The 23,058-nt window shown below is 60.7% G+C and carries 22 protein-coding genes; 10 read left to right on the top strand and 12 right to left on the bottom strand.

What is annotated here, in order from left to right; translation table 11 throughout:
- On the bottom strand, nt 1–301 hold a 301-nt coding region (locus AC07NV_RS12610), incomplete at its 3' end, for a hypothetical protein (RefSeq protein WP_495166692.1).
- 26 nt (nt 302–327) lie between these two features.
- Between AC07NV_RS12610 and AC07NV_RS12605 the strand changes: the two genes are divergently transcribed.
- Nucleotides 328–1,572 carry an MFS transporter gene (locus AC07NV_RS12605; protein ID WP_495166691.1) on the top strand — a complete coding sequence of 415 codons (1,245 nt, stop codon included), beginning with the start codon at nt 328–330 and terminating at the stop codon, nt 1,570–1,572.
- A gap of 29 nt (nt 1,573–1,601) precedes the next feature.
- On the top strand, nt 1,602–2,558 hold the full coding sequence (locus tag AC07NV_RS12600) for an NAD(P)H-quinone oxidoreductase (protein ID WP_495166690.1): 957 nt from the start codon (nt 1,602–1,604) through the stop codon (nt 2,556–2,558).
- A 192-nt stretch (nt 2,559–2,750) separates the two neighbouring features.
- Here AC07NV_RS12600 and AC07NV_RS12595 read toward each other — a convergent pair whose 3' ends face one another.
- Nucleotides 2,751–3,704 carry a LysR substrate-binding domain-containing protein gene (locus AC07NV_RS12595; protein WP_495166716.1) on the bottom strand — a complete coding sequence of 318 codons (954 nt, stop codon included), beginning with the start codon at nt 3,702–3,704 and terminating at the stop codon, nt 2,751–2,753.
- A gap of 107 nt (nt 3,705–3,811) precedes the next feature.
- On the opposite strand from AC07NV_RS12595, the gene AC07NV_RS12590 reads away from it, so the two are divergent.
- The 6 genes from AC07NV_RS12590 to pcaD are packed head-to-tail and all read left to right on the top strand — an operon-like array spanning nt 3,812 to nt 8,379.
- Nucleotides 3,812–4,969: a muconate/chloromuconate family cycloisomerase gene (locus tag AC07NV_RS12590; protein WP_495166689.1), complete on the top strand. Its 1,158-nt coding sequence runs from the start codon at nt 3,812–3,814 to the stop codon at nt 4,967–4,969.
- 3 nt (nt 4,970–4,972) lie between these two features.
- Nucleotides 4,973–5,263: a muconolactone Delta-isomerase gene (gene catC, locus AC07NV_RS12585; protein ID WP_495166688.1), complete on the top strand. Its 291-nt coding sequence runs from the start codon at nt 4,973–4,975 to the stop codon at nt 5,261–5,263.
- A 38-nt stretch (nt 5,264–5,301) separates the two neighbouring features.
- Nucleotides 5,302–6,219, top strand: a complete 918-nt coding sequence (locus AC07NV_RS12580) for a dioxygenase family protein (protein ID WP_495166687.1) — start codon at nt 5,302–5,304, stop codon at nt 6,217–6,219.
- An 18-nt stretch (nt 6,220–6,237) separates the two neighbouring features.
- Nucleotides 6,238–6,945 (top strand): CoA transferase subunit A, encoded by a 708-nt coding sequence (locus AC07NV_RS12575; RefSeq protein ID WP_495166686.1) that lies wholly within the window; start codon nt 6,238–6,240, stop codon nt 6,943–6,945.
- A gap of 1 nt (nt 6,946) precedes the next feature.
- Nucleotides 6,947–7,600, top strand: coding sequence for a 3-oxoacid CoA-transferase subunit B (locus AC07NV_RS12570; RefSeq protein ID WP_495166685.1), 654 nt, complete (start codon nt 6,947–6,949; stop codon nt 7,598–7,600).
- Nucleotides 7,600–8,379 (top strand): 3-oxoadipate enol-lactonase, encoded by a 780-nt coding sequence (gene pcaD, locus AC07NV_RS12565; protein WP_495166684.1) that lies wholly within the window; start codon nt 7,600–7,602, stop codon nt 8,377–8,379. The genes AC07NV_RS12570 and pcaD overlap by 1 nt, the downstream gene beginning before the upstream one ends.
- A 355-nt stretch (nt 8,380–8,734) precedes the next feature.
- Here the strand turns inward: pcaD and AC07NV_RS12560 are convergent, their stop codons facing one another.
- The 10 genes from AC07NV_RS12560 to AC07NV_RS12515 form a co-directional block, all read right to left on the bottom strand.
- A complete protein-coding gene (locus AC07NV_RS12560; protein ID WP_495166683.1) occupies nt 8,735–10,402 on the bottom strand; it encodes a CocE/NonD family hydrolase in 1,668 nt (555 codons plus the stop codon).
- Between the two features lie 94 nt (nt 10,403–10,496).
- A complete protein-coding gene (locus AC07NV_RS12555) occupies nt 10,497–11,453 on the bottom strand; it encodes an SDR family NAD(P)-dependent oxidoreductase (protein WP_495166682.1) in 957 nt (318 codons plus the stop codon).
- On the bottom strand, nt 11,431–12,198 hold the full coding sequence (locus tag AC07NV_RS12550) for an SDR family NAD(P)-dependent oxidoreductase (protein ID WP_495166681.1): 768 nt from the start codon (nt 12,196–12,198) through the stop codon (nt 11,431–11,433). The genes AC07NV_RS12555 and AC07NV_RS12550 overlap by 23 nt, the downstream gene beginning before the upstream one ends.
- A complete protein-coding gene (locus AC07NV_RS12545) occupies nt 12,195–12,995 on the bottom strand; it encodes an alpha/beta fold hydrolase (protein ID WP_495166680.1) in 801 nt (266 codons plus the stop codon). Before AC07NV_RS12545 ends, AC07NV_RS12550 begins: the two co-directional genes overlap by 4 nt.
- 84 nt (nt 12,996–13,079) lie before the next feature.
- Nucleotides 13,080–15,416, bottom strand: coding sequence for a TonB-dependent receptor (locus tag AC07NV_RS12540; protein WP_495166679.1), 2,337 nt, complete (start codon nt 15,414–15,416; stop codon nt 13,080–13,082).
- A gap of 71 nt (nt 15,417–15,487) precedes the next feature.
- The gene (locus AC07NV_RS12535; RefSeq protein ID WP_495166678.1) at nt 15,488–16,009 is read right to left on the bottom strand and encodes a 3-phenylpropionate/cinnamic acid dioxygenase subunit beta; all 522 of its coding nucleotides are present in this window, start codon (nt 16,007–16,009) and stop codon (nt 15,488–15,490) included.
- The gene (locus AC07NV_RS12530; RefSeq protein ID WP_495166677.1) at nt 16,006–17,373 is read right to left on the bottom strand and encodes an aromatic ring-hydroxylating oxygenase subunit alpha; all 1,368 of its coding nucleotides are present in this window, start codon (nt 17,371–17,373) and stop codon (nt 16,006–16,008) included. The genes AC07NV_RS12535 and AC07NV_RS12530 overlap by 4 nt, the downstream gene beginning before the upstream one ends.
- Nucleotides 17,374–17,951: 578 nt before the next feature.
- Nucleotides 17,952–18,338: a nuclear transport factor 2 family protein gene (locus tag AC07NV_RS12525; protein WP_495166676.1), complete on the bottom strand. Its 387-nt coding sequence runs from the start codon at nt 18,336–18,338 to the stop codon at nt 17,952–17,954.
- A 137-nt stretch (nt 18,339–18,475) separates the two neighbouring features.
- Nucleotides 18,476–19,246 carry an SDR family NAD(P)-dependent oxidoreductase gene (locus AC07NV_RS12520; protein ID WP_495166675.1) on the bottom strand — a complete coding sequence of 257 codons (771 nt, stop codon included), beginning with the start codon at nt 19,244–19,246 and terminating at the stop codon, nt 18,476–18,478.
- Nucleotides 19,247–19,373: 127 nt separating this feature from the next.
- Complete coding sequence (locus AC07NV_RS12515; RefSeq protein ID WP_495166674.1) at nt 19,374–19,703, bottom strand: hypothetical protein; 330 nt, start codon at nt 19,701–19,703, stop codon at nt 19,374–19,376.
- Nucleotides 19,704–19,831: 128 nt separating this feature from the next.
- Between AC07NV_RS12515 and AC07NV_RS12510 the strand changes: the two genes are divergently transcribed.
- Both AC07NV_RS12510 and AC07NV_RS12505 read left to right on the top strand, forming a co-directional pair.
- The gene (locus AC07NV_RS12510) at nt 19,832–20,374 is read left to right on the top strand and encodes a nuclear transport factor 2 family protein (protein ID WP_495166673.1); all 543 of its coding nucleotides are present in this window, start codon (nt 19,832–19,834) and stop codon (nt 20,372–20,374) included.
- A gap of 339 nt (nt 20,375–20,713) precedes the next feature.
- On the top strand, nt 20,714–23,053 hold the full coding sequence (locus AC07NV_RS12505; RefSeq protein WP_495166672.1) for a TonB-dependent receptor: 2,340 nt from the start codon (nt 20,714–20,716) through the stop codon (nt 23,051–23,053).
- Nucleotides 23,054–23,058 lie beyond the last annotated feature (5 nt).

Here is a 23,058-nt window from a genome sequence, read left to right as displayed (position 1 = left end):
CGGTCATCCCGGTCATCCCGGTCATCCCGGTCATCCCGGTCATCCCGGTCATCCCGGTCATCCCGGTCATCCCGGTCGGGCTGGTCGAGAATGTAGGTGCCTGCCGCTGGATATTTTCGGATCGAGAAATCTGCGACGCGCAGAGGGGCGACTCTTCCGTCGGACGTGGCTGGTTCTCGGCCGCGGGAGCGAGCTTGCCAGCACCAATGTATTTCGGCCGCGGCATCTGGTTCGTGAGCCCCGAACGATGTGGCGCGCAACCCGGGGCTCGACATTCGGCGTCCCGGTTGTCGCCGACCATGCAAGCTACAATGACAGCAGGTGAAAATGTCGAATTCAAACTTGAGAGCCGAAGATCTGACGGCCGGAAATATTCGGGCGTTGTTGTTGGTCAGCCTCGCGGTCGTACTCGATGGATTTGACCTTCAGATGATCGGCGTCGCGATGCCGGCTCTGATCAAGGATTTCGGCGTTCCAGCGGCAAGTTTCGTTCCAGTGGTCGCGGGCGGACTCATCGTGATGAGCATCAGCAGCGCGATCGCTGGCTTTCTCGGTGATCGGATCGGTCGGCGTTATTGCCTGATAGGCGGTTTGACGTTGTTCGGCCTCGGAACATTGGCGACGGTTTTCGTGACGGATATAGCCGGTTTGTTCGCCGTCAGAATGATCGCTTCCGTGGGCTTGGGTACCACTATGCCCAACGCGGTCGCTTTGCTTGCGGAATTTAGTTCGCCCAAGCGCAGCGGCTCCGCGGTCACATTGGGAATGATCTGTATTCCTCTGGGCGGCGTTCTGGCCGGAGTGATTGCCGGGCCGCTGATTGCTGCCTTCAGCTGGCATGCCCTGTTTGTGATCGGTGGCTGTCTGCCTTTGGCCCTGGCTGCTGTGCTGACGTTCGCGCTACCCGAATCTCCGGCATATGCGGGCGGGAATAGATCAAAGGCCAACAAGACGGGGTATCGCGTTCTGTTTACGCGCGATCTGTGGCTGGATACTCTCATCATCTGGTCGTTGTTTTCCGGCGTATTGATGGCGTGCTACTGCGTGTTTAACTGGCTCCCGGCATTGCTCACCCGTGAGGGGTACACAATTGGGTTTGGGGGCAACGGGCTGGCGACATTCAATGTAGGCGGCATCGTTGGAGCCATGGTTGGAGCTTTTGCTATACTGCGACTGGGAACGCGCTGGGTGACGTCAGCTTACGCCGTGGTTGGTATTGCCGCATCGCTGGCAACCGCTGGGGCCATCGGGACGATGCGCCCTGAATTGCTCCTGGGAGGCTTGTTCGTACTTGGCTTTTTTGTCGCGGGGCTCCAGCCGCTTCTTTTCGCAATGGCCACGCATCTATATCCCGATCACACGAGAGCGACCGGCGTCGGATCTGCGCTGGCGATCGGCAGGATCGGCGGTATTGCCAGTTCCGCCGTCGGGGCATGGCTCATCTCATCCGGGGGGCTCGCCTATTTCGGCTTGATCGGCACCATTCTCCTGGTTGTGCTCGTTGCTCTGCTGGCGTTCAGACACCATGTGCCGCGGCCGAGCGCTGGCATGTCACCGCAGATCGGCCGCTGACGATGCCCGGTATGAATGGGAATGAATTCATGCGAGCCGTCGTGATAGCCGGCGATGAATCCATCACGGTCCAGCCCACCGCGCGACCCGTTGCCGGCCCGGGAGAGGTCTTGATCCGCGTCGCTTATGCCGGAATTAATCGCGCCGATCTTTTGCAACGGCGCGGTCTGTACCCGGTGCCGGCCGGAGCCACGCCGATCATGGGGCTGGAAGTGTCCGGCGTTGTCGACAGCGTTGGTGAAGGCGTGACCCGCTGGAGGGCGGGCGATCAGGTCTGCGCCCTCCTTGCGGGCGGCGGCTACGCCGAATATGTCAACGTACCCGCAGGCTCCGTGCTACCCATTCCCGCCGGCGTCAGCCTCGAACAAGCCGGCGCGATAGTCGAGGCCACCTTCACCATATTCGCCAACCTGTTTGAAGCGGGCGCGCTGAGGCCGGGCGAGACGCTGCTGATCCATGGCGGCGCCAGCGGTATTGGCGTGATCGGGATTCAGATGGGCGTCACCTATGGCGCCCGAGTTTTCGCCACCGCCGGCAATTTGGAAAAATGCAAACTCGTCAGCGACTTGGGCGCGCGTGCCATCAATTACCGTGAAGAAGATTTCGAAGCCGTGTTGAAGGAAGCGGGCGGGGCCGACGTGGTGCTGGACATGGTCGGCGGCGATTACGTGCAGAAGAACGTCAACCTTGCCAGGCACGGCGCTCGAATAGTCAATATCGCTTATCTGAATGGCTCCAGGATCGAACTGGATCTGGCGCCGCTCGTGCACAAACATCTTGTTTTAACGGGATCGACCATCCGCGCTCGTCCGGTTGCGGAGAAGGCACGGCTCGCCGGGCAAGTGGAATCCCGCGTGTGGCCGTGGATAGCGGCGGGCAAGGTGAGGGCGGTGATTGACAGCGTCTATCCGCTCGAAGAGATCGAGGCGGCCCACGCCCGGATGAGCGCGAACGGGAATGCCGGCAAAATTCTTCTCAAAATCTGAACGGGCCCTTGTGATCCGGTTCCCTGAATCTGTTTCATGAAGGCCTTGCTTGCCGGCAAAGCTGGCCGCTCGATGGGGGCGAGCAGGCTGAACAGCCCCATGCATCAAAAAGGCATAGCCGCCCGGCTTGTAGCGACGGATTGATCGTCTCTCGCTCCGGCGGAGCGGGCCAACCATCTGCCTGGCATCTTCTCAAAAAATTTCTTTCACATGATTTTCATCATCGGGGTCTCTGACGGGGAGAGCGGGGACAGGGTAACCCCACGCCCTGTAGCTTACTGCAATCACCCGTTTCATGATTTCGAGTTCCTGCGAATGGTCACCGGTCCGGCAACTCAGGATGATCGGGGACGTGGGCGCTTCAACCAGATCGCGGAAGTGGATGTCGTGGCTACGTGCGCGCCGTACAGACTCGGGAACAATTGCCAAACCTTCCTCGGCCGCGACCAGGCCGACCGCAATTTGCAATTCCCGAGCTTCGTGCGCAATTCTTGGTTCAATCCCATGATCCCTGAAAATCGAAATCACCTGATCAGCGTAGCTCGGCCTTGGTGAACGCGGATAAAGGATCTGAGGGTATTCGGCGACTTCACCGAGCGAGAGTGGTCCGTCGCCGTTGGCCAATATGTGGTGCGCGGGAACCGCGACGATCAACTTCTCTTCATGAAGAACCACCCTCGTGATTGCAGGATCTTCGAAACGGATTCTCCCGAAGCCTATATCGATGCGCCCCTCCTTCAATGCGGCAATCTGGTCCAATGTTGTGTTCTCGCTCAAGACCAGTTCGACATTGGGGGCTTTCCGGCGAAACTCGCGGATCAGTTCGGGCAATCGAGCGTAGATCGTGGATGCGACATATCCGATCACGAACCGCCGCTTGTCACTGGTGGCGGCGTTTCGGATCATCCCGTTCAGTTCGTCCATTCGAGCCAGCATTTGCACCGCTTGCTCGAACAGCAAGCACCCGACCGGGGTGAGCTTAAGCGGTCGTTCGCTCCGGTCGATCAATTGAATTCCGACTTGATCTTCCAGTTGCTGTATCGCTCTGGACAGCGGTGGCTGAGAGATGTTCAGCCTCTCGGCAGCGCGCCCGAAGTTGCGTTCGGTCGCAACGGTGACGAAGTATCTCAACAACCGAAGGTCCATCATTCATACTCCTGGAGTATGATTATCTTGCCATAAATGTCTTGGACGAGAAAGCGCCATAGCCAGTAAACCATCTCCAATGCTCGAGAGTGGGAGGGGCTAAGGAGATGGTGACGCTTGATCGCATCGATACCTTTATCGTCGATGTGCCGACCATCCGCCCGCATGTTCTGGCGATGGCGACGATGCAATCGCAGGCCATGGTCATCGTTCGACTGACCGATGCGTGCGGCGTCGAAGGGGTTGGAGAAGGCACGACCATCGGCGGTCTCAGCTACGGCGAGGAAAGCCCAGAGAGCATCAAATCCGCGATCGATTCATACATCGCTCCCATTCTCAGGACCTGCGATATCGGCAGGGTTGGGGCAACGATGGCGAAAATCGCCCAAGGTGTGCGCGGCAACCATTTTGCCAAATGTGCCGTCGAGACAGCATTGCTCGACATGGCGGGCAAGCGCCTCGGCGTGCCGGTATCCGAATTGATCGATGGAGGACGTCGGCGCGACACATTGCCGGTCGCCTGGACCCTCGCAAGTGGCGAGACCGCGCGCGATATCGAAGAAGGCGAGGAGATGCTGGAGAAGCGCCGCCACCGCATTTTCAAGCTCAAGATTGGCAAGCGCGACGTGCGGGCCGACGTTGCCCATGTCGGCGCGATCTGCAAGTCGCTCGGCGACCGCGCCAGCGTGCGTGTCGATGTCAACCAGAACTGGAGCGAGGCTGAGGCGGCGCTCGGCATGGCGATGCTCCACGATGTCGGATGCGACCTGGTGGAGCAGCCGATTGCCGGAGACGATATTGCCGCGATGGCGCGCCTTGCCGCCTCGCAGAAAGTCCCGATGATGGCGGACGAGGCGTTGCGCGGCCCGCGTCATGCGCTGCGCGTCGCGGCGGCAGGCGCCGCAGGCGTCTTTGCGCTAAAAATCGCGCAGTCTGGCGGGCTGTTCGCGGCCGCGCAGGTCGGCGCGATCGGCACCGCTGCAGGGATCGGCCTCTACGGCGGCACCATGCTGGAAGGCGGAGTGGGCACAGCCGCATCCGCCCATGTTTTTGCGACGGTTCCCGAGCTTGTCTGGGGGACGGAGTTGTTCGGCCCGCTGCTCCAGGTCGATGAAATTCTTACCGAGCCGCTCGCCTATAGCGACTATTCGCTCAAGGTCCCCGATGGCCCGGGGCTGGGGGTCGCTCTCGATGAGGACAAGATCGCATTTTTCCGGCGCGACCGGAGCACTCCGACCCTTCACCCGGTCAAGACAGGAGCCTGAACGATGTTGTTCATGGTTGAAATGGACGTCAACATACCAACGGACTTTGACGCAGGCGAAGCCGAGCGGATCAAGGCTGCCGAAAGGGCATATTTCCAGAAACTGCAGGGAGACGGCATCTGGCGCCACATCTGGCGCAAGGTCGGACTTTATTCGAATATCTCGATCTTCGATGTCGAGAGTAACGCGGCACTTCACGACACGCTCACCGGGCTGCCGCTTTACCCCTTCATGACAATGAAGATCACGCCGCTCTGTCGGCATCCTTCCTCGATTCACGACGACGATCGCTGATCGCCCTGACGACCAGCGACGCCAACGGGAGAAGCTAGATGGACATCGACTTCGTAAAGACCCCCGCGATCCAGCAGTTGCTGGATCGAGCCTCGGGCCTGACCGAGAGCGGGGGCAATCCTCGTCTCAAAACGCTCGTGCGAGACATCTGCGAGTCGACGATGGAGCTGATCGTCAAACACGACATTGCGGAAAGCGAATTCTGGCTCGCGATGAAGTATCTTTCGGACGCTTCGGCCGAAATCGGCCTGATCGTGCCGGGGGTCGGCATCGAGCATTTCATGGACCTCTACATGGATGCCAAGGACGCCGAGGCCGGAATCGGCGGCGGTACACCGCGCACCATCGAAGGCCCGCTCTACGTGGCCGGAGCGCCGCTGCAGGATGGCAATGTCAATTTGACGAAGGATTCCGACGACACGGATACGCTTCATATGGCCGGCGTGATCACCGGTCCGGAGGGTGAGCTTGTCGAGGATGCCATTCTTCATGTGTGGCACGCGAATTCGAAGGGCTGGTACTCCCACTTCGATCCTACCGGCGAGCAAACCCCGTTCAATAATCGAGCGCGGATCAAGATCGGTCCGGACGGGCGCTATTCATTTCACTCGAAAATGCCGCATGGGTATAGCGTGCCCCCGGGCGGCTCGACCGATCGGCTCATGCAGGCGCTCGGTCGCCACGGCAATCGCCCGGCCCATGTCCACTTCTTCATCGAAGCGCCGGGCTATCGTACACTTACGACGCAGATCAACTTCGGCGACGATCCGTTCGCGGCCGACGACTTCGCCTTCGGAACCCGCGAAGGCCTGCTGCCGGTACCCAGCCGTCAGGGTGACAGCGCCTATATCCAGTTCGACTTTCAGTTGCAGCGTGCCGCCGGCGAGAGTGACCAGCAGTTTTCCTCGCGCGTGCGCGCTGAAGCAAGCCCGCAATCCGAAACGGCCCGGCCCTAGGATAGCGGGAGACACGCCATGTCGAAGATATTTGAGAGCCCTCGGGGCGCGCTGGAAGGCCTGTTGTTCGACGGTATGACGATCATGTCGGGCGGGTTCGGGCTATCGGGTAATCCCGAAAGCCTGATCCCTGAAATCCGCGCGAATGGCGCGAAGGGCCTGACGGTGATTTCAAACAACGCGGGCGCGGACGGCTTCGGGTTGTGGATGCTGCTCGAAAGCCGACAGATCCGAAAGATGATCTCGTCCTATGTCGGCGAAAACAAACTCTTCGAACACCAGTATCTCGCGGGCGAACTGGAACTCGAACTCAACCCGCAAGGGACGCTGGCCGAGCGCATTCGGGCGGGCGGCGCCGGTATTCCGGCCTTCTACACCAAAACCGGGGTCGGCACGGTCGTTGCCGAAGGCAAGCCTGTCGATATGTTCGAAGGCGACGAATATGTGCGCGAGACCTGGCTGCGCGCCGATCTGGCGATTATCAAGGCATGGCGCGCCGACGAAGAAGGCAATCTCATGTTTCGCAAAACGGCGCGAAATTTCAATCCCAACATGGCCACCGCGAGCAAGGTTACCGTGGTCGAGGTCGAAGAGATCGTGCCCGCGGGAACCTTCGACCCGGACTGTATCCACACCCCGGGGATATATGTCGATCGCGTCGTACTTTCGACCATCAACGAAAAGCGCATCGAGAAGCGCACCGTCCGCGAAAGGGAGGCCGTCTGAGATGCCCTGGACCCGCGACGAGATGGCCGCCCGCGCAGCCAGGGAGCTGCGTGACGGCTATTATGTCAACCTCGGGATCGGCATTCCGACCCTGGTGGCGAACCATGTGCCACCCGGCATCAAGGTTACGCTGCAGAGCGAAAACGGCATGCTCGGCATCGGCCCGTTTCCTTATGAAGAGGAGGTCGATCCCGATCTGATAAATGCCGGAAAACAGACGATTACCGCACTGCCGACGTCGAGCTTCTTTTCGAGCGCCGACAGCTTTGCGATGATACGCGGCGGGCATATCGACATGGCGGTGCTCGGAGCGATGGAAGTTTCCGCCGATGGTGACCTTGCCAACTGGACGATCCCGGGAAAAATGGTGAAGGGCATGGGCGGAGCGATGGACCTCGTCGCGGGCGTAAAGCGCGTGATCGTGGTGATGGATCATGTTTCCAAAGACGGCGCTTCGAAGATCCTGCCGCAGTGCAGCCTGCCGCTCACAGGCAAAGGCGTGGTCGACATGATCATCACGGACCTTGCCGTGTTCACGGTCGATCGCGTGGCTGGCGGTCTGACACTGTTGGAGCTGGCCACGGATGTCAGGCTCGACGAGGTGAAGGTGAAGACCGGCGCACCATTTGTATCTTTGCTGGAAGAAACAGGCTGATGGCCTTCACCACCGTACCAGGCGCAAGGATCTACTGGAAACTCGAAGGCCGTGACGGGGCGAGGCCCCTCATCCTGCTCAATTCCATCGGCACCGATATGGACCTGTGGGATCCTGTGCTGCCGCTTCTGCGTGCGCACTTTGCGCTGCTGAGAATCGACACCCGCGGTCACGGCGCGTCCGCTGCCGAGCCAGGCGACTTTTCCATGGACCTGCTTGCGCGCGACGTTCTGGCCGTAGCGCAGGACGCCGAAATCGGACGCTTTTCGCTCGCGGGCGTATCGCTCGGCGGCATGATCGGTATGGAACTGGCGCTGGCGCGACCCGAGAGGCTTGAAAGATTGGGATTGATCTGCACGTCGGCGACGATGGACGCGGCATCATGGGACGAGCGCATCGCCAGGGTGCGGGCAGGGGGTATGGAAGCCATCGCCGATCTTGCCATGGGCCGCTTCCTTTCGCCGTGCATGCGCGACGAGAACCCGGCGCTTTACGAGACGGTGCGGCGCCAGCTCGTCGCCATGGATCCCGATGGTTACGCCGGTTGCGGCGCCGCAATCCGCGACATGGATCTTTCCGGGCGCATTGCGGCGATCGAGGTGCCGACGCTGGTCGTTACGGCTGCCCGCGATACCTCGACGCCGCTCGAAGGTCATGGCGAACATCTTCTCGCGCGCATTCCCGGCGCAAGCCATGCCGAAGTTGCCGCCGCGCATCTCGCTCCGCTTGAGGCGGCCGAGGCACTGGCCGCTATGCTCGTCCCGTTTTTCGAGGGCTGAGCTTCCTCCGCCGAAGCGCAGCCCCTTCGCGCTCATCTGGATGTAATCGCCGCGCCGGCTTGCGGGCAGGGCAGCGCACGGCAGCGTGAATGCGCTTGCAGGGCGAGAAGCGAGGCCCGACCCGGAATTCCCGTCGATCGTGTCGGCCAATGTGGCTCCGCCGGCGGTTTGGCTGCCGGCTCATCGGGACGAGACATTCCGATCGCGCCCCGTGCGCCTGCGGTCTGCGATCTTGCGCTCGGTTCGGGGTTGGCCGAAGCCTGTTCGCCGACAAGCGCCTGCCGGCTTCGACCATCGCCTTTGACCCGATATCGCCTCCTGACGGCGGCCCGGAAGATCATGCGGGATCGCTTCTCTAGCCTTCGATCGCCGGGAGGCTGAGCCAAGCGGGAGTTTCCGGGCCGAAATGGATGGTGTGGATTCCCCGATTGACGATCTCCGCGAAGCCGATGGCGACATCCGAGGGAGGAACCGATTTTCCCTGGATCACCAGCATCAGCGTTTCGCCCGCTTCGAAGCGCGTGGAAGTCGGGTGGATCTCGACCGTGCACTCCACCGGCACGCCGGGCTCGAGCGGCTGGATCCGCATATGCTTGAGCACAGGCCGGAAATCGGTGCTGGCCTCGGACAGTTCGCGATGGGATGCCCTCAACCAGCCGCGCGACACGACATCGTTGGGATTGTTGCCACTTTCGCCGAGAAAATAGACTTCGTTTCCTTCAGCGTCGAACTTCTTCAGCGCGACGAAAAGGTCCGCGTCGTCCCCTTCGTCGATCGATAGCCAGAGCCGCAAATGGCTGTGGCCGACGAGTGCAACAGGGCGATCGAACTTGTAGGTAAAGCAGGCGCGGCCGTTTTCGCTATCATATGATCGAGTTCCGCCGGCGCCGGGCTCCGCCTGCGACAATGCCTCATTGTCCGTTAGATAAAGGCGGTGCTGAACGGCTTGGGGCAGGGGCCATGACGGCCCTTCGACCGGGACCCAGCGATTGAGGCTTGAAAAGCATTTGCCGAAAACGCGAGGGGTTTGATCCCAGCCGTTATCGATTCCCTTGACGAAATGATCGAAGAAGCGCCGTTGAATGGCGAGCCCGCTTTCGTCGTAATAGGCCGCCCATTCCGGATCGCGATGAATGTAGAGCCATTTTTCCGCGCTACTGATCGTCATGAAATTCTCGAACGCGTCGCGGCTGTGTTTCCCCTGATCGGAAATCGAGCCGCCGACCAGCGTGGGAACTTCGACTTGCGGAAGCATCGCCAGCAAATCCAGCTTCTCGGCGTGATAGGGATCGTCAATGAGACGCGGCGCACCGGCGATGTCGGTGAACGCCCGCATCCCCTCGGCGCCCGATGCATCGTTGAGCGACGGGATCGTGAAATTCTCGAAGATCCAGCGCGACATATAGGTGTTGGGGATGCCGCCGAGATAGTCCGAGCGAAACCTGTCGGTCCGGGCATCCCAGGGGTTGATGGCGACCAGAGAGGGCGGGCGCATCGCGGCGAGAAAATACTGGCTCGTGCCGAGATAGGAAACTCCGGACGTTGCCACCCGGCCATTGCACCACGGCTGCGCCCCGACCCATTCGATGATGTCATAGAAGTCCCGGAACGCCGGGATCGAGAAGGGTTTGGCAATCCCAGGCGACTTGCCGAACCCGCGCGCATCGACGTGCACCACGGCATAGCCGTGCGGCACCCAATGCGCCGGGTCAGGCCCTTCGAACGTGGCATCCTCGCTGAAGCGCATGATCCCGAGATGGGTATTCGCGATTGGCTCGAATACGTCATAATGCTTCTTATGTTCTTCCTTGCGATAAATCGTCATTGCGACAATCGCGGGAACGGGCACGCCATCCTGGTTCTCGGGCAGGTAGATGTTCGCCGACAGATCGGTGCCATCCGCCATCGGGATGGCTCGATCGGTCAGACATTTTATACCCGGCGCGCGGGGCGCGAGCGCGATATCGTAGTTGGGCCCGGTCGTAAAATGGGCGCTGGCTTTGCCTTCCTTGAGTTTCATCATGTCTCCGATCCTGGGAATTGCCTCGTGACCGCAGCGCTCGCGCCTCGGTTCACCTCTCCGGCGCGCGAACCGCCATCGTCTCGCTTGTGTGCTGTCATCGAACCAGGCCTGCCAACGCCCCCAGCCGGTCGAATGTCGCGCCGACCGCCGACAGCGCGTCGCCGGGCATCAAGGCATCGGTCATATCGGAAATACGGGGCATCGCCTCGTCCAGCGCTTCGGCCGTCAGTGCTGCCGGATCGTCGAAATCGACACCACGGCTTTCGAATGGTCTCGCACGCGCGAAATGACCGCCGCCGGCGACCAGCACTTCGCCATTCCAGTCGCAGGCGTCGCTCGCCAGCCAGGCGACCGCGGGGGCGACGAGCGCCGGTTCGATAAACGGGCGCATGGCTTCGGAAAATGTTCCCTCACCCATACGGGTCAGCGCAAAGGGGGCAATGGCGTTGACCCGGATTCCATGCTGCGCGGCTTCCAGCTTCATGGCCTGGAGAAGCCCCATCACACCCATTTTGGCAGCGCCGTAGGCGGCCGCATCGAGTTGGCCGTACATTCCCACCTGGCTGGTTGTCAGAACGATGCGGCCCGACCCTTGCGCCACCATGTGCGGCCAGGCCGCCCGGCTGACAAGGAAGCTTCCGAGCACATGTACCGTGAAATGCGAGATCATGTCCTCGGCGCTGGTCTCCGAGAATGCGAGCTTGCGCATTTGTCCTGCGTTGTTGACGACAATGTCGATACGCCCCCAGCGTTCCACCGCCGCCTCGACCATCGCCCTGGCATCGTCCGGTTCCGCGACATTGCCCGAATGGGCGATAGCTTGCCCACCCGCTTCGTTGATCTGTGCCGCCACCTCCTCGGCCGGCGCCGCACCCCCCCCGGTTGCGTTGCCTTCCAGATCCAGGTCGGCGTCATTGACGACAACCCGTGCCCCACCCCGTGCAAATTCGAGAGCATAGGCTCGCCCGAGGCCACGACCGGCACCGGTGACGAGTACGACCTGTCCAGAAAAATGCACTGCCATTGCGTTACTCCGCCAAATATCCGCCATCGACCGGCAAGGTCGTGCCGGTCACCCAATCAGATGCCCGAGACGCCAGGAATTGCGCCGGCCCTGCCATTTCGGCTGGTTCAACAAGACGACGCGACGCGGATTTGTTGGTGAGCCATTCACCGAAGTCGGGGGGCAGTTCGCCGGCGCCGAGCGTCGTGGCAAATCCCGACGGTGCAATTGCATTGACGCAGATACCGTGCGGGCCGAGTTCCAGTGCGAGCTGGCGCGTCAGACTGATGATAGCACCCTTGGACGACATATAGGCCGCGACCTGGGCGCCGCGCGCGCCGCGGAGTCCCCACACCGACGCGGTAAAGACGATTTTGCCTCGACCGGCATCCTTCATGATCGCCGCAGCCGCCTGCGCGGTGTAGAATGCGCCGTCAAGATTGACCGCATGCACCAGCTTCCAGTTTGTCAAAGGCATGTCGACCGCAGGGCCCGCTTTGCCGGCAATCCCCGCATTGACGAACACGGCATCGAGCCGACCGTGTTCCGAGGCGATTTGCTGCATGGCATTTGTGACCACACCGGCGTCGGTCACGTCGACGGAGGCGGTGGACACCGCATATCCTGCATCGCCGGCTTCCCGCGCGGTCTCGGCGAGGGCGGCCGCATCGATGTCCCAGGCCACAACTCTGGCGCCCACCGCGGCAAGGCCCATCACGATGCCCTTGCCGATCCCGGCACCGCCCCCGGTGACGAGAATGACATTGTCCCTGATATCGAAAAGATCCGTCATGATCCTGGTCCCCGGTCGTAGACGCGATCGAGAAAGTTGCCGATCGCTCGATTGGCGAGTTCGGGTGCCTCGAGGTTCGCGGTGTGTCCGACGCCGGCGAACTTGTGGAGCGTAAGGTCGGGTATTTCCTGAACCATCGAAAGCACGCGCTCGATCGGCAAGGGCAGATCTTCCTCGCCGTGGATCATGAGCACGGGGACTTTGATCTCCTTGAGGCGATCGGTGTAGTCGGCCTTGTGCGTCCAGCTCGTGCTCTGGCTCCAGACCGCTCGGGCGGGAATCAGCGTTGCCCACCGATCGATCCAATATTGCACCAGCTGCCCGTTGTTCTTGCAGCTGGTCTGCCCGAAGCAGAACGGCGCCGACCATTCTGCGATCTCGCGCGGGACCGGACCATCCATCTGCAGCTCATCGAACTTCGCGCGGAGGGCTTGCCTCTCCTCGTCGGGGTAATCGACCGCTACCGTATCGATGAAAATCACGGCATCGCACCGGTGCGGATAGTTCAGGGCGAAGTTGATCGTGGAAAAGGCGCCGACCGACATGCCGGCCGGAACAAACTTGTCGATGCCCAGGTCGTCGGCAAGTTTCGCGGTATCGTCGGCAAGATCGTCCAGCGTGTGGGCCGCCGGGCTTTCCTCGAGGAGGGCGCGGCTATTCATCGAAATGACGCGGTATCCGCGATCAGCAAGATAGTCGATCTGGGGCGCGAACATCGTCGCGTCCATCAACGTTCCATGATTGAAGATCACCGCCGGGCCCGAGCCCTTTTCGATGTAGCGTTCGAAGGCGGCCATGACGATCCTTTCTGTACGCATTTCGCAGGAAGCGCTGCCTGCCGGACGTGCGGCGTCGCAAGTCCGGCAGGAGGCCAGGCGGGTTCAGAATTTGTAGCCGATGCCGGCTGTCAGCCAGCGCGGCGTGCCGTAGGAGGCTTCGGTGCATCCGCAGACCGACGTGAGATCGATAAGCGTCGTCCCGTAGCGCTTGTCGAAGATATTGTTCCCGGTGAGCGTGATATTCCACTTCCGGCTGACATCTTCCCAGCGGATGCTGGCGCCCACAAGCGAGTAGGATGGAATATATTGATCCGTGAAATTCTGATTGTTGGTAAAGAATCCACCAGAGTAATAATAATTGCCGGACAGCGTTAGATCGCCGCCCGCGATAGCAGCCGGAACCGTGTAACTTATCACGGCAGAGGCCTGCTTCTTCGGTGCGAACGGCGTATCGACCGACTGCTCGGGCAGGCCGGCCGAAACCGAGATATTCCGGACCTTGGCCTTCATGAGCGAGCCTGAAAGATCGATCGTCAGCTCGGGTACCGGTTTGAGGGTAAGGCTGCCCTCGATACCGAAATTGCGGGCCGGCTTGTTGAGAACAAATGTTGTCAGTCCGCGCGAACTATACGCCTGATAATCCTTGTAATCATAATAATAGACCGCGCCGTTGAACCGCGCCTTGCCGTCCCAGAACGTCAACTTGGTACCCACTTCGTAGGCGATCAGCGTCTCGGAACCATAGGGGGTCGATGCCGTGTCAATGGTGTTGCCGGCAAGCAGGACATTGTAGTTGCCACCTTTGACGCCGCGATTGACGCCGGCGTAGATCATCGTATCCGGATTGGGATCCCACACCAGCTTGAGCTGGCCCGACCATAATGTGCTACCCCGGGTGTCATTGAAATCCGCGCCGAAATCGAAGAGGAAATAGTCCGGATCGGTCGTTACATCATAGGGATCCTTGTCGGCGTACGCGGCCGCCGAATATTTGAATTTCTGATGCTCGTAGATGACCCTCAATCCTGCAATCAGCTTCAGGGTCGGGACAAATTCATATTCGAACTGGCCAAACAGCGATGCTGACTTGCTGCGCAGCTGCGCATCATTGACGGTGTCGATGCCGGTATCGCTGGCTCCGAACAATCCGGCATAGAGTGAGTCCGCGGGCCCCAGAAGACCGACGTTGAAGTGCGAGTCGATGTCGAGCAGGAAAATGCCCGTGCTCCAGTTCAGGCTGTCCGTCTCACCCTGCAGTCGCACTTCCTGCGACCAGTTGGTCGCCTTGCCCTTGCTGCCGAAATTCACGAAATTGATAGGCGAAGCATCGGCATCGAAGACCAAACTCTTCCGGAATTTCCGGTAGCTGGTTATCGATGCGAGATTGATGCCGCCCAGATCGTAATCGACATGGAAATTGACATCGTCGCTATAGCTGAAGTTGGAATTCTTCCTGGCCAGGTCGACCGAAATATCGCGGTCCTTGATATTCGCAGCGACAAAGCCGAAGGCGTCGGTCGGAGCGAAAACGGCATCGATCACCCGGCCTTGACCATCGAGTACCTGCCGGCTTCCGATCTGGCCGTAGGCGCCCGAACTGTTCTTCTGGCGATTGATTGAACCCATCAGGCGCATCTTGAGATCCGCGTTGGGCTCCCATTGAAGCTGAAGCCGGCCGGATATTTGACGCTTTTGCCCTAGATCGCTGCAGCATTCGGCAGGAGGCGTGCCGGGATCGAAGCCGTCGGGCAGGCCTTCCGGGTAGACATTGTTCCAGAAATTCCCGTTGCGGTCGAACAGGAACGACGCGCGGGCCGAAAGGGTATCGCCGAGCGGCCCCGAAAGCGCGCTTTCGAGCCGGACCGATTTATGGCTGCCATAGGATGCGTCACCATAGCCCTCGAAATCGTCGGTCGGCTTTTTGACGATATAGTGCACGAGGCCACCGGTCGCGTTGCGACCGAAAAGGATACCCTGCGGTCCCTTGAGCACCTCGACACGCTCCATGTCATAGAACCCGAAATTGGCGCCTTGCAGGTTGGGAATGTAGCTGTCGTCGACATAGACCGCGATCGGCCCCTCGGCGATTTCGGCATAGTCATTCTGCGTCACGCCGCGCATGGTATATTGCGCGCTTTCGCCGGCCGAACTCGAGGATATCGAGACGCCGGGGGTAAGGCGCACGATGTCGATCGAACGGGTGATGCCCATTTCCTGCAGCGCTTGCCCTTCCATGGCTGTCACCGCGATCGGCACTTTTTGGAGGTTCTGCTCGCGCCGCTGCGCCGTGACGATGATGTCTCCGACCCCCGCGCTCTCGTTCGAGACCGCGCCGTCGCTGCCCGCCTCCGACTGGGCAATCGCTGGACCGGCTGCGACACAAAGCGCCCATGCCATCGTCAAGCCGCTGATCGCAAACCGGGTTGCTGTCTTCGTCATGTGCCTCTCCCCTCACTTTGTTTTGCGCCGGGTCATCCGGGCTGGCTACGCGACCGGGCGCAGCCGGGTTTTCAGAAGAATGTCGTGATGCTGCGAGCCGTGAGCACCGATTGCGAAAGCACGATTTTGCGTTTCGCCAGCTTGAGCACTCCCTCCTGGCGTCGAAGGACGTCGTCGCGCACGCCGTGATACGTGTCTTCCTCCGCCTCCAGCCGGGAGCGAAAGAGATAGAAGACCGATCGGACCGCAATTTCGCCGTCGATCTCGTCGCCGAGCACCTCGACATTCCCGATCAGTCTCGACATGCGTGACGGGGGCACTTCGGCCCAGGCGCCTGGAAATTTGAGCCGCGCGACGCGCATGCCCAGAGTGGCGCGCGTATCGTCAAAATATGCCGTTTCGTCAGGACTGGCGACATAGTTTCCGGTGCGGTGCTTCGCTTCGCGCGATTCGACCGCCGGCGCCCAGTAATGGATATCGTCGGTCAACAGATCCAGCCATGCGCCATATTCGCGCTGATCAAGCAAGCGCGCTTCGGAATGGAGGAATTGCTGAGCCTCGAACGTGCACTGCATGCGATCGGAGATGCTCATCGGGCCCGCTCCATGCCCTTCGGCCTGCAGGCGGCCGGCACTTCAGGGGGCGGCGGTGACGGCATTGCCATCAGTTCAGCCCAGCGCGCATACATGTTGCGCTGGTTGATATCGGAACTCTTGTTATCCAGTCGGCCGGGAATGCCAGGGCGCGTGAATTCGTGCCCTATTCCCATCTGATAATTGGCCATCAAGCCCCGAGCCGTGGGGCTGAGCGCGGAATAGGTCGTTTGCGACCAGTTATCCATGTCGTCCTGCTCCCAGGTGCCGGCCGGGCCCTGGCGCAGCATGCAGTGTCGCCGAAGCTTCTCCTTGAACTCGTCCGGCATGGCCTTGTCGACGATTGTCAGGTCGCGGACTTCCGTCTTGAGAGGGCCGCGTGGGTGCCAGATATGCAAACTGGCGAACGGAAACTCGATCGAGAAGTTCGGGAATATGGTGGCGTGGACCGGCGTCAGTCTGGTCGCGCGCAACTCGCCCAGTTTCGCGATGAGCTGACTTTCGATCGAATGCAGGTAAGTGTCGATTTCCGCCAGATGACCGTAGCCGCCGCGAGCATTTTCCGGCGACGCCATCCACATGCCGACACCGTGCCCATTCTGCAGGGCTGCCTGAAATCCCGTGACTTCCTTGACCCGACCCCCTGCGCCTTCGAGACCCGGAACGCGCATGATCGACGTGTGCGTCACCGCCGCGTGATAGCTGTCTCCCACGAAGTTTTCCGCTGCATGTTTCCAGTTTGTCGGAATTACCCAACGGCGCATGCCACCGATTAACTCGGTGCCTCCCTCGACCCTGTCGAGCAAACAATCCAGATAGAAGCGCGCGTCGCCGAGAAACGTCTCGAGCGGCTCCACGTCGGGATTCCAGCTGGCGAAGATCAGCCCCTTGTAGGTCGCGACCTTCGGCGCCTCGAGAAGCCCCCAGTCGGCCGTGTTGATGCCATTGCGGTAGTTGGTGTCGAGTTCGGGTACGACCTTGAGCGAACCATCAGTATTGTACGACCATCCATGATAGGGGCACAGGAAAATCTTGGAGTTTCCTCGATCCACGCGACAGACGGTGCCGCCGCGATGGCGGCACATGTTGAGCATCACTTTGACGCCCTCGGCGCCCTCTTCGCCTTCCGATGCGCGCGCGACAATTACCGGGTCCGCGCCCATCCAGCTGGTAAAGAAGTCATTTTTATTCGGGATTTCGCTGAGGTGGCCGAGAACCAGCCAGGTACGCCGAAAGATGCGCTCCATCTCGAGATCGTAAATGTCCCTGTCCGAAAATATCCGGCGATCCACGAGCCCGGATTCGAGGTCCACGAGGCGAGATAAATCGAGATCCAAGGCCATCTCCATGATTATGTCGGACAAAATATCGCGGGAATCGATATTTTTCGTGATTCATTCCGCCATTATCCAATGATTGTCCGACAAAGAAATTTGTGTCAATGAGTTTTTGCAAGATTGTCCGACAATCTCGCTTGCGGATGCTGCGATGCGAGATGCTCTTGCTTGGAGAAGGCCACGAATGACCGGGTGGCCGAGACGTATGTCCAGGCCCTCAGGGGCTAAAGGTCTCGGCACATGCTCAAGCATGTTCTCGTCACCCGGCGGTGGGGCATCCGCGTTTGCGCCGGAACAAAGCACCGCAAAGCGGCGTGAGGGGGCATATTGGCAGGTCGGGGGACGCGGCGGCTGAGCGGCGCCGGTAGATCGGCATGGCCAATCAGGCGCTACTTAGTCGCCGCCGCGATGGTCGACACGGACGTCATCGGTGAAGAGTTCGCCGAATTGGCAATGCTGGCGGCATTCCTGCACTGGACCTACCGGTGCCGAAGCGTGCGAATAGCCTCGAAAGCGCACAGTCGCGGCAGGCCATGGCCGCGACTATGCGCTGTCGTGATCGACCGGACCGCGCACCGGGCGCCATTCCATGCGGCTGCAAACTGTCAGATTGAAACCGGAAATTCCCAGAAACCGCGGATCGACTGGATCTGTCCGGCATCGGTGAAGCGGTGGATGATGACGAGGTCGAGTTCCCATGGCTGATCGTTCATCGTGGTGATCGCAAATTTTGCCACGCTTGCCACTTCATTGCCGCAGACATGCGACTGGCTGATCGCATAGTCGAAGGTCTTGTTCTGCGAGATTACGTTATCCCAGAAGCGTCCGATCGCGTCGCGGCCCTTGTGCCCCAAGCCGACGGGATCGAAGGGGGACTTGCCCACCGGATCCTCGATCCGCGCATCGTCGGCGAAAAGTGCCAGCCATTCGTCGCGCTTTCCTGCGCGCACCGCGTTGAGCGAGGTGGTGACACGTTCACGAAGATTGTTCATATCGGTCAATAGCCTTTCAGTTGAGGCCCGTTTTCCTGCCGTTCTCCGCTGCCCCGTGGCCCTGCCACGGGTAGCGCCTGATTGCGGAATGAGCGGTGACAGCGCGTGGAAACATGTTCCCGGGTGCCGGCTCGCTCCTAAATCCCGAAGCCGCCGGACACGTTGATTTGCTGGCCGGTGATATAGGCTGCGTTGTTGGACGCGAGGAACACGGCTGCGCGGCCGATCTCTTCGGGCTTGCCCCAGCGCTTGATCGCCAGCATCTTCATCGTCTCGTCGATCCATTCCTGGTCGAACTGGCCCTGCTCGAGGAGCTGCGGGAACATGCCCGCCTCGATTACGCCAACCAGGATCGAGTTGGCGCGAATATTAAAGCGGCCTTCCTCGCGCGCGACGCCTTTGACGAGCGATTCATTGGCCGCCTTGGGCGCAACCGACAGACCATCACGGTCAGGCCAGCGCAAATGGCCCGCCGAGCCGAGCGTCACGAAGGAGCCGCCGCCCGCTTCGCGAAAATGCGGCAGCGTCGCCTGGATAGCATGGAAGAATCCGATCACCTCGACCTCGATCGCGCGGCGCCAGTCCTCCTTCGACATTTCGGCGATATGGCGCTGATTGACGAAAGGTCCTGCCGCCCAGACGATGGTGTGAACGCGCCCGTGCACTGCGACCGCCGCATCGAGTGCGGCCCTGACCTGGTCAGGGTCGGTGACATCGACCTGATTCACGCTCGCTGCCACGCCCGTTGCGCGGATTTCACCGGCCACGCGCTCGGCGACGTCTGCCTTGCCGCGATAGCCGATCGCCACGGGCGTCCCGGCGCGCGCAAATTCCAGCGCGACGCCCTGGCCGATGCCGCCGCTGCCGCCAAAGACCAGCGCGGCGCCGGCGGGAAATAGTTCGAGCATCGAAGGTCCTCTCTCAACATGATTGGTGTTGAGAGACGGGGATCATGAAAAAAGCCTGATGCGCAACAGGTCACGCCAGAATAATCACAAAGGACCATAAGACGATCCCTTGCCGGGGCGCGTGGTGTTACTGCCTTGGCTCTGAAGCCTCCGCGCCGAGCGCGGTCTCCCGAAAAACTCGGGGATCGATCGGGCGAGCGGCGCAGAGCAGATTGCCCCAATGGGTCTGATGCAACGGCACCGATCGATCTTCTGCTTCCAGCTCGCGCATCCGGTGGGCGAGGGTGGGGATCATGCTGCGCCGCTGCGCGATCGACCCGCCGCGGTGAGCGATGCACTGCCATTTTTTGAGCGCCGGGATGGTTCCGTAAGCTGGGGCGAGCCAATATCCGTCCAGGAAATTCCAGCGTCGGCACGGCAGCCGGGCATTCCCGTAAAGCCCGGCGGTTGCCGGCATCGCTCGATGCAGATGGGAGGGCACAATGGGCAGGTGAGCCGCGTCATCGAGCCCCGCCGCCCGTATCCCGGAAGCCGCCGCAGTTCTCTTGGCTCGACCGTTCCGTCCGCTCGCTTTTTGGAGGAATTATGATTCATCCGCTTGCCCCCCAACTACAGGAGTTGCTCGACCGCGAGGAGATACGCGCGCTGATCAACGCCTATTGCCGTGCCGTCGACCGCCGCGATCCGGAAAAGTTGCGCACGCTCTATCACGAGGATGCCATCGACGAGCATGGCGCGATGTTCTCAGGGCCCGCAATGGAGTTTATCGACAAGCTGCCCGAGCTTTGGACCAATATGGAAATCCTCCACCACAATGTGACGACGATCAACCTTGCGATCGACGGCGATTATGCGGAAGGCGAAGTCTATGTCATTTCACAGCATCGCGTCCGTGTGTCCGAAGGGCTGACGGACCTGCTGGTCGGCGCGCGCTATATCGACAAATATGAACGCCGGGACGGCATCTGGAAGTTCCTCCACCGGGCGGTTGTCACCGACTGGGCGAATTTCCATTCGCCTTCGATTATGGATTTCGAACACCCTTTCCTGGAAGGGGCCAGAATGGGACGGCCTGGTTCCGCCGACCCGTCCTATGAATTCTTCAAACTATTCAAGCGCGGCGGCTAGCGGAGGCTGCGCCGTCCTGACGCCGATCCTTTGATTTTCGGGACGCACCCGGCTCATAGTCGCGTCAAAGTCGGTGCGGCGCGGGACTCGCATCGCAACCTCCTGCTCGTTTGCCATCTCGAAATCTCCGCAAACATCATCGCGTCCCCGCAACAAATTTGGTGCCATCGCTTGGATGAGCAAAATGCTGGGGCTTTTTGAGCGCTCCAAAGGTTCAGACCATAGCCACCACGAAGCTAGGAGGGGGCAAAGGCCTACCGGGGACGTGCGTGGCAGGAGGCAAAGCGCCGTACAGCAGCACATGGCCAATCCCCGGCATCAAGCTTTGTGGGAGGGAATATGAAGACACTGACCAGAATGATGGCAGGAAGCCTGGCATCGACGCTGGCGATCGTGGCGGCGTCCGGCGCGTGGGCGCAGGCGCAGCCGCCTGCCGAAGAGCCGGCCACTGCTGGCCTCGAAGAGATCATCGTCACCGCGCAGAAGCGCTCGGAGAGCCTGCAGGATACGCCACTTGCGGTCAGCGCGGTCACCGCCGAGATGATCGAGAGCCGCGGAATCACCGATGTATCGAGCCTGACGTCGATCGCGCCCAACCTGACCGTCAGTACCGCAGCCGCCTCGAGCTCGAACACCCAGATATTCATCCGCGGGATCGGCGATTCCGAATCGGTGCTGACATCGGATTCTCCAGTCAGCCTCTATGTCGATGGCGTCGTGCTCGGACGCTCGACGGGTGCGGTTTTCGATATGGTCGATCTGGAACGAATTGAGGTGTTGCGTGGCCCGCAGGGCACGCTCTACGGGCGCAACACGATCGGCGGTGCGGTCAATTTCATTACCGCCAAGCCTGCGGACGTGTTCGGCGTCAAACAGAAATTCTCTTATGGCAGTTTCGATCAGTGGCAGTCGCGCACGACCATTGATACGGGCGAATTCGGCGACAGCGGGATGCACGCCAAACTCTCCTACATCCATCGCCAGCAGAAGGGCTATGTCGATGATCTGGCATCGTCTGGTAGCCGCGATCCCGGCGCGCTCAACATCGATGCGTTGCGTGTGGCGGTCCGCTATGACGAGGGCGGTGCCTTTCGCGCTAACTATTCCTTCGACTTCAACCATCGCGAAAGCATCGCGCCGGCCTTTCAGATGGCGGCCGCCGATCCACTGATCCTCGCCTTTTTGAAGGATTCCCAAAGCCTCGGCGGCAATGGCGGGCAAATCTCGACCAGCCGGCTTGGCAGGCTGCGGGCGGACGACAATGGCAAGCTGACCGACAAGGTCTGGGGCCATGCGTTGACGCTCGAGGTCGATCTGGGCGGCAGCACGACGCTGCGGTCGCTCACCGGCTACAGGCGCTGGCAGAATCGCGATCGCGGTGATGAGCTCGACGGGCAGGCGGGAATTCTGGGCTTTGCGGTCGATCCGATCCTGTTCGCGGGCGGCCCGTTCACACCGCTCGGGGTCCAGCGCGTCGCGCTGTTCACATCGAACAACACCCGCCGCCAGCACCAATGGACGCAGGAGTTCAACCTGCTCGGCAAGCTTGGCGACCGGTTCGACTATGTGGCCGGGCTCTATTACTTCAAGGAGAAGAGCCAGGAAACCAATCCGCAATTCTTCTCGATCGTCCTGCCTTTCCCGGCGCCCGTCACCATTTCGCCCGGCGTGGACATCTCCACCTTTGTCGTGCCGCTCCAGGCGCCGCTCATCTATCGTCATGAATCGGAGTCAAAGGCCGCCTTTGCGCAGGGCACCTTCCATCTGACCGACGCACTCAGCATCACCGGCGGCATTCGCTATACCAAAGACAAAAAGACGCTCGATCAGACGTCGCCCCTGAATCGCTCGCTCGAAGCCAGCTTCCATCGGGTCAATTGGGCAGCGTCGGTCGAGTATAAACTCAACCCCGATGTTCTTCTCTATGCGCGCGCCGCTACCGGCTACAAGGCAGGCGGGTTCAACGCGCGCTCGACCAATATCGGATTCGATCCCGAGGAACTGACCTCCTACGATATCGGCCTCAAATCCGAACTGTTCGACCGACGCCTGCGCTTCAATGCGACCGCGTTCCATGCCTCGCACAAGGATTTGCAGATCCAGCAGTTCCAGGCGGGCACCGGCGGTGCGTCGAGCGTGACGGTGAATGCGGGCAAGGCGCGGTACAACGGCATCGAGCTCGAGGCACAGGCCGTTCCGGTTGAGGGGCTGACCCTGTCGGGCGCATTCGGCTATATCGATCGCAAGTACAAGGCGTTCCTGATCCTCGATCCGGCGACCAATACAATTGTCGACGTCGCCGACACGGCGGTCTTCCCCTATTCGGCCAGGACCACCTGGAACGCCGCGATCCAATATGACCTGCCGGCTTTCGATTTCGGCAAACTGTCCCTGCGGCTGGATTATAACTATCGCGGCAAGGTCTTCTTCTTCCCGACCACCGTCGGGACGCCCAAGAACGATGTGATTGCGGGCAAGGCGCGCGGTCTGCTCGACGGGCGGATCACCTTGTCCGAGTTCAAGCTGGGCGGTGTCGACACGACGCTCGCGGTTTGGGGCAAGAACCTCACCGACAAAGCCTATCGGGTGCACGGGGTCGATTTCGGCGCGCTTGGCTATGCCGGCAGCCTTTATGGCGAGCCGCGCAGCTTCGGCGCCGATCTGACCATCGGCTTCTGACCCAC

Source organism: Sphingopyxis sp. GW821-FHT10B01 (assembly GCF_059415685.1).
Note: the sequence above shows the minus strand (reverse complement) of the source record. Positions and strands in the feature narration are given on the sequence as shown.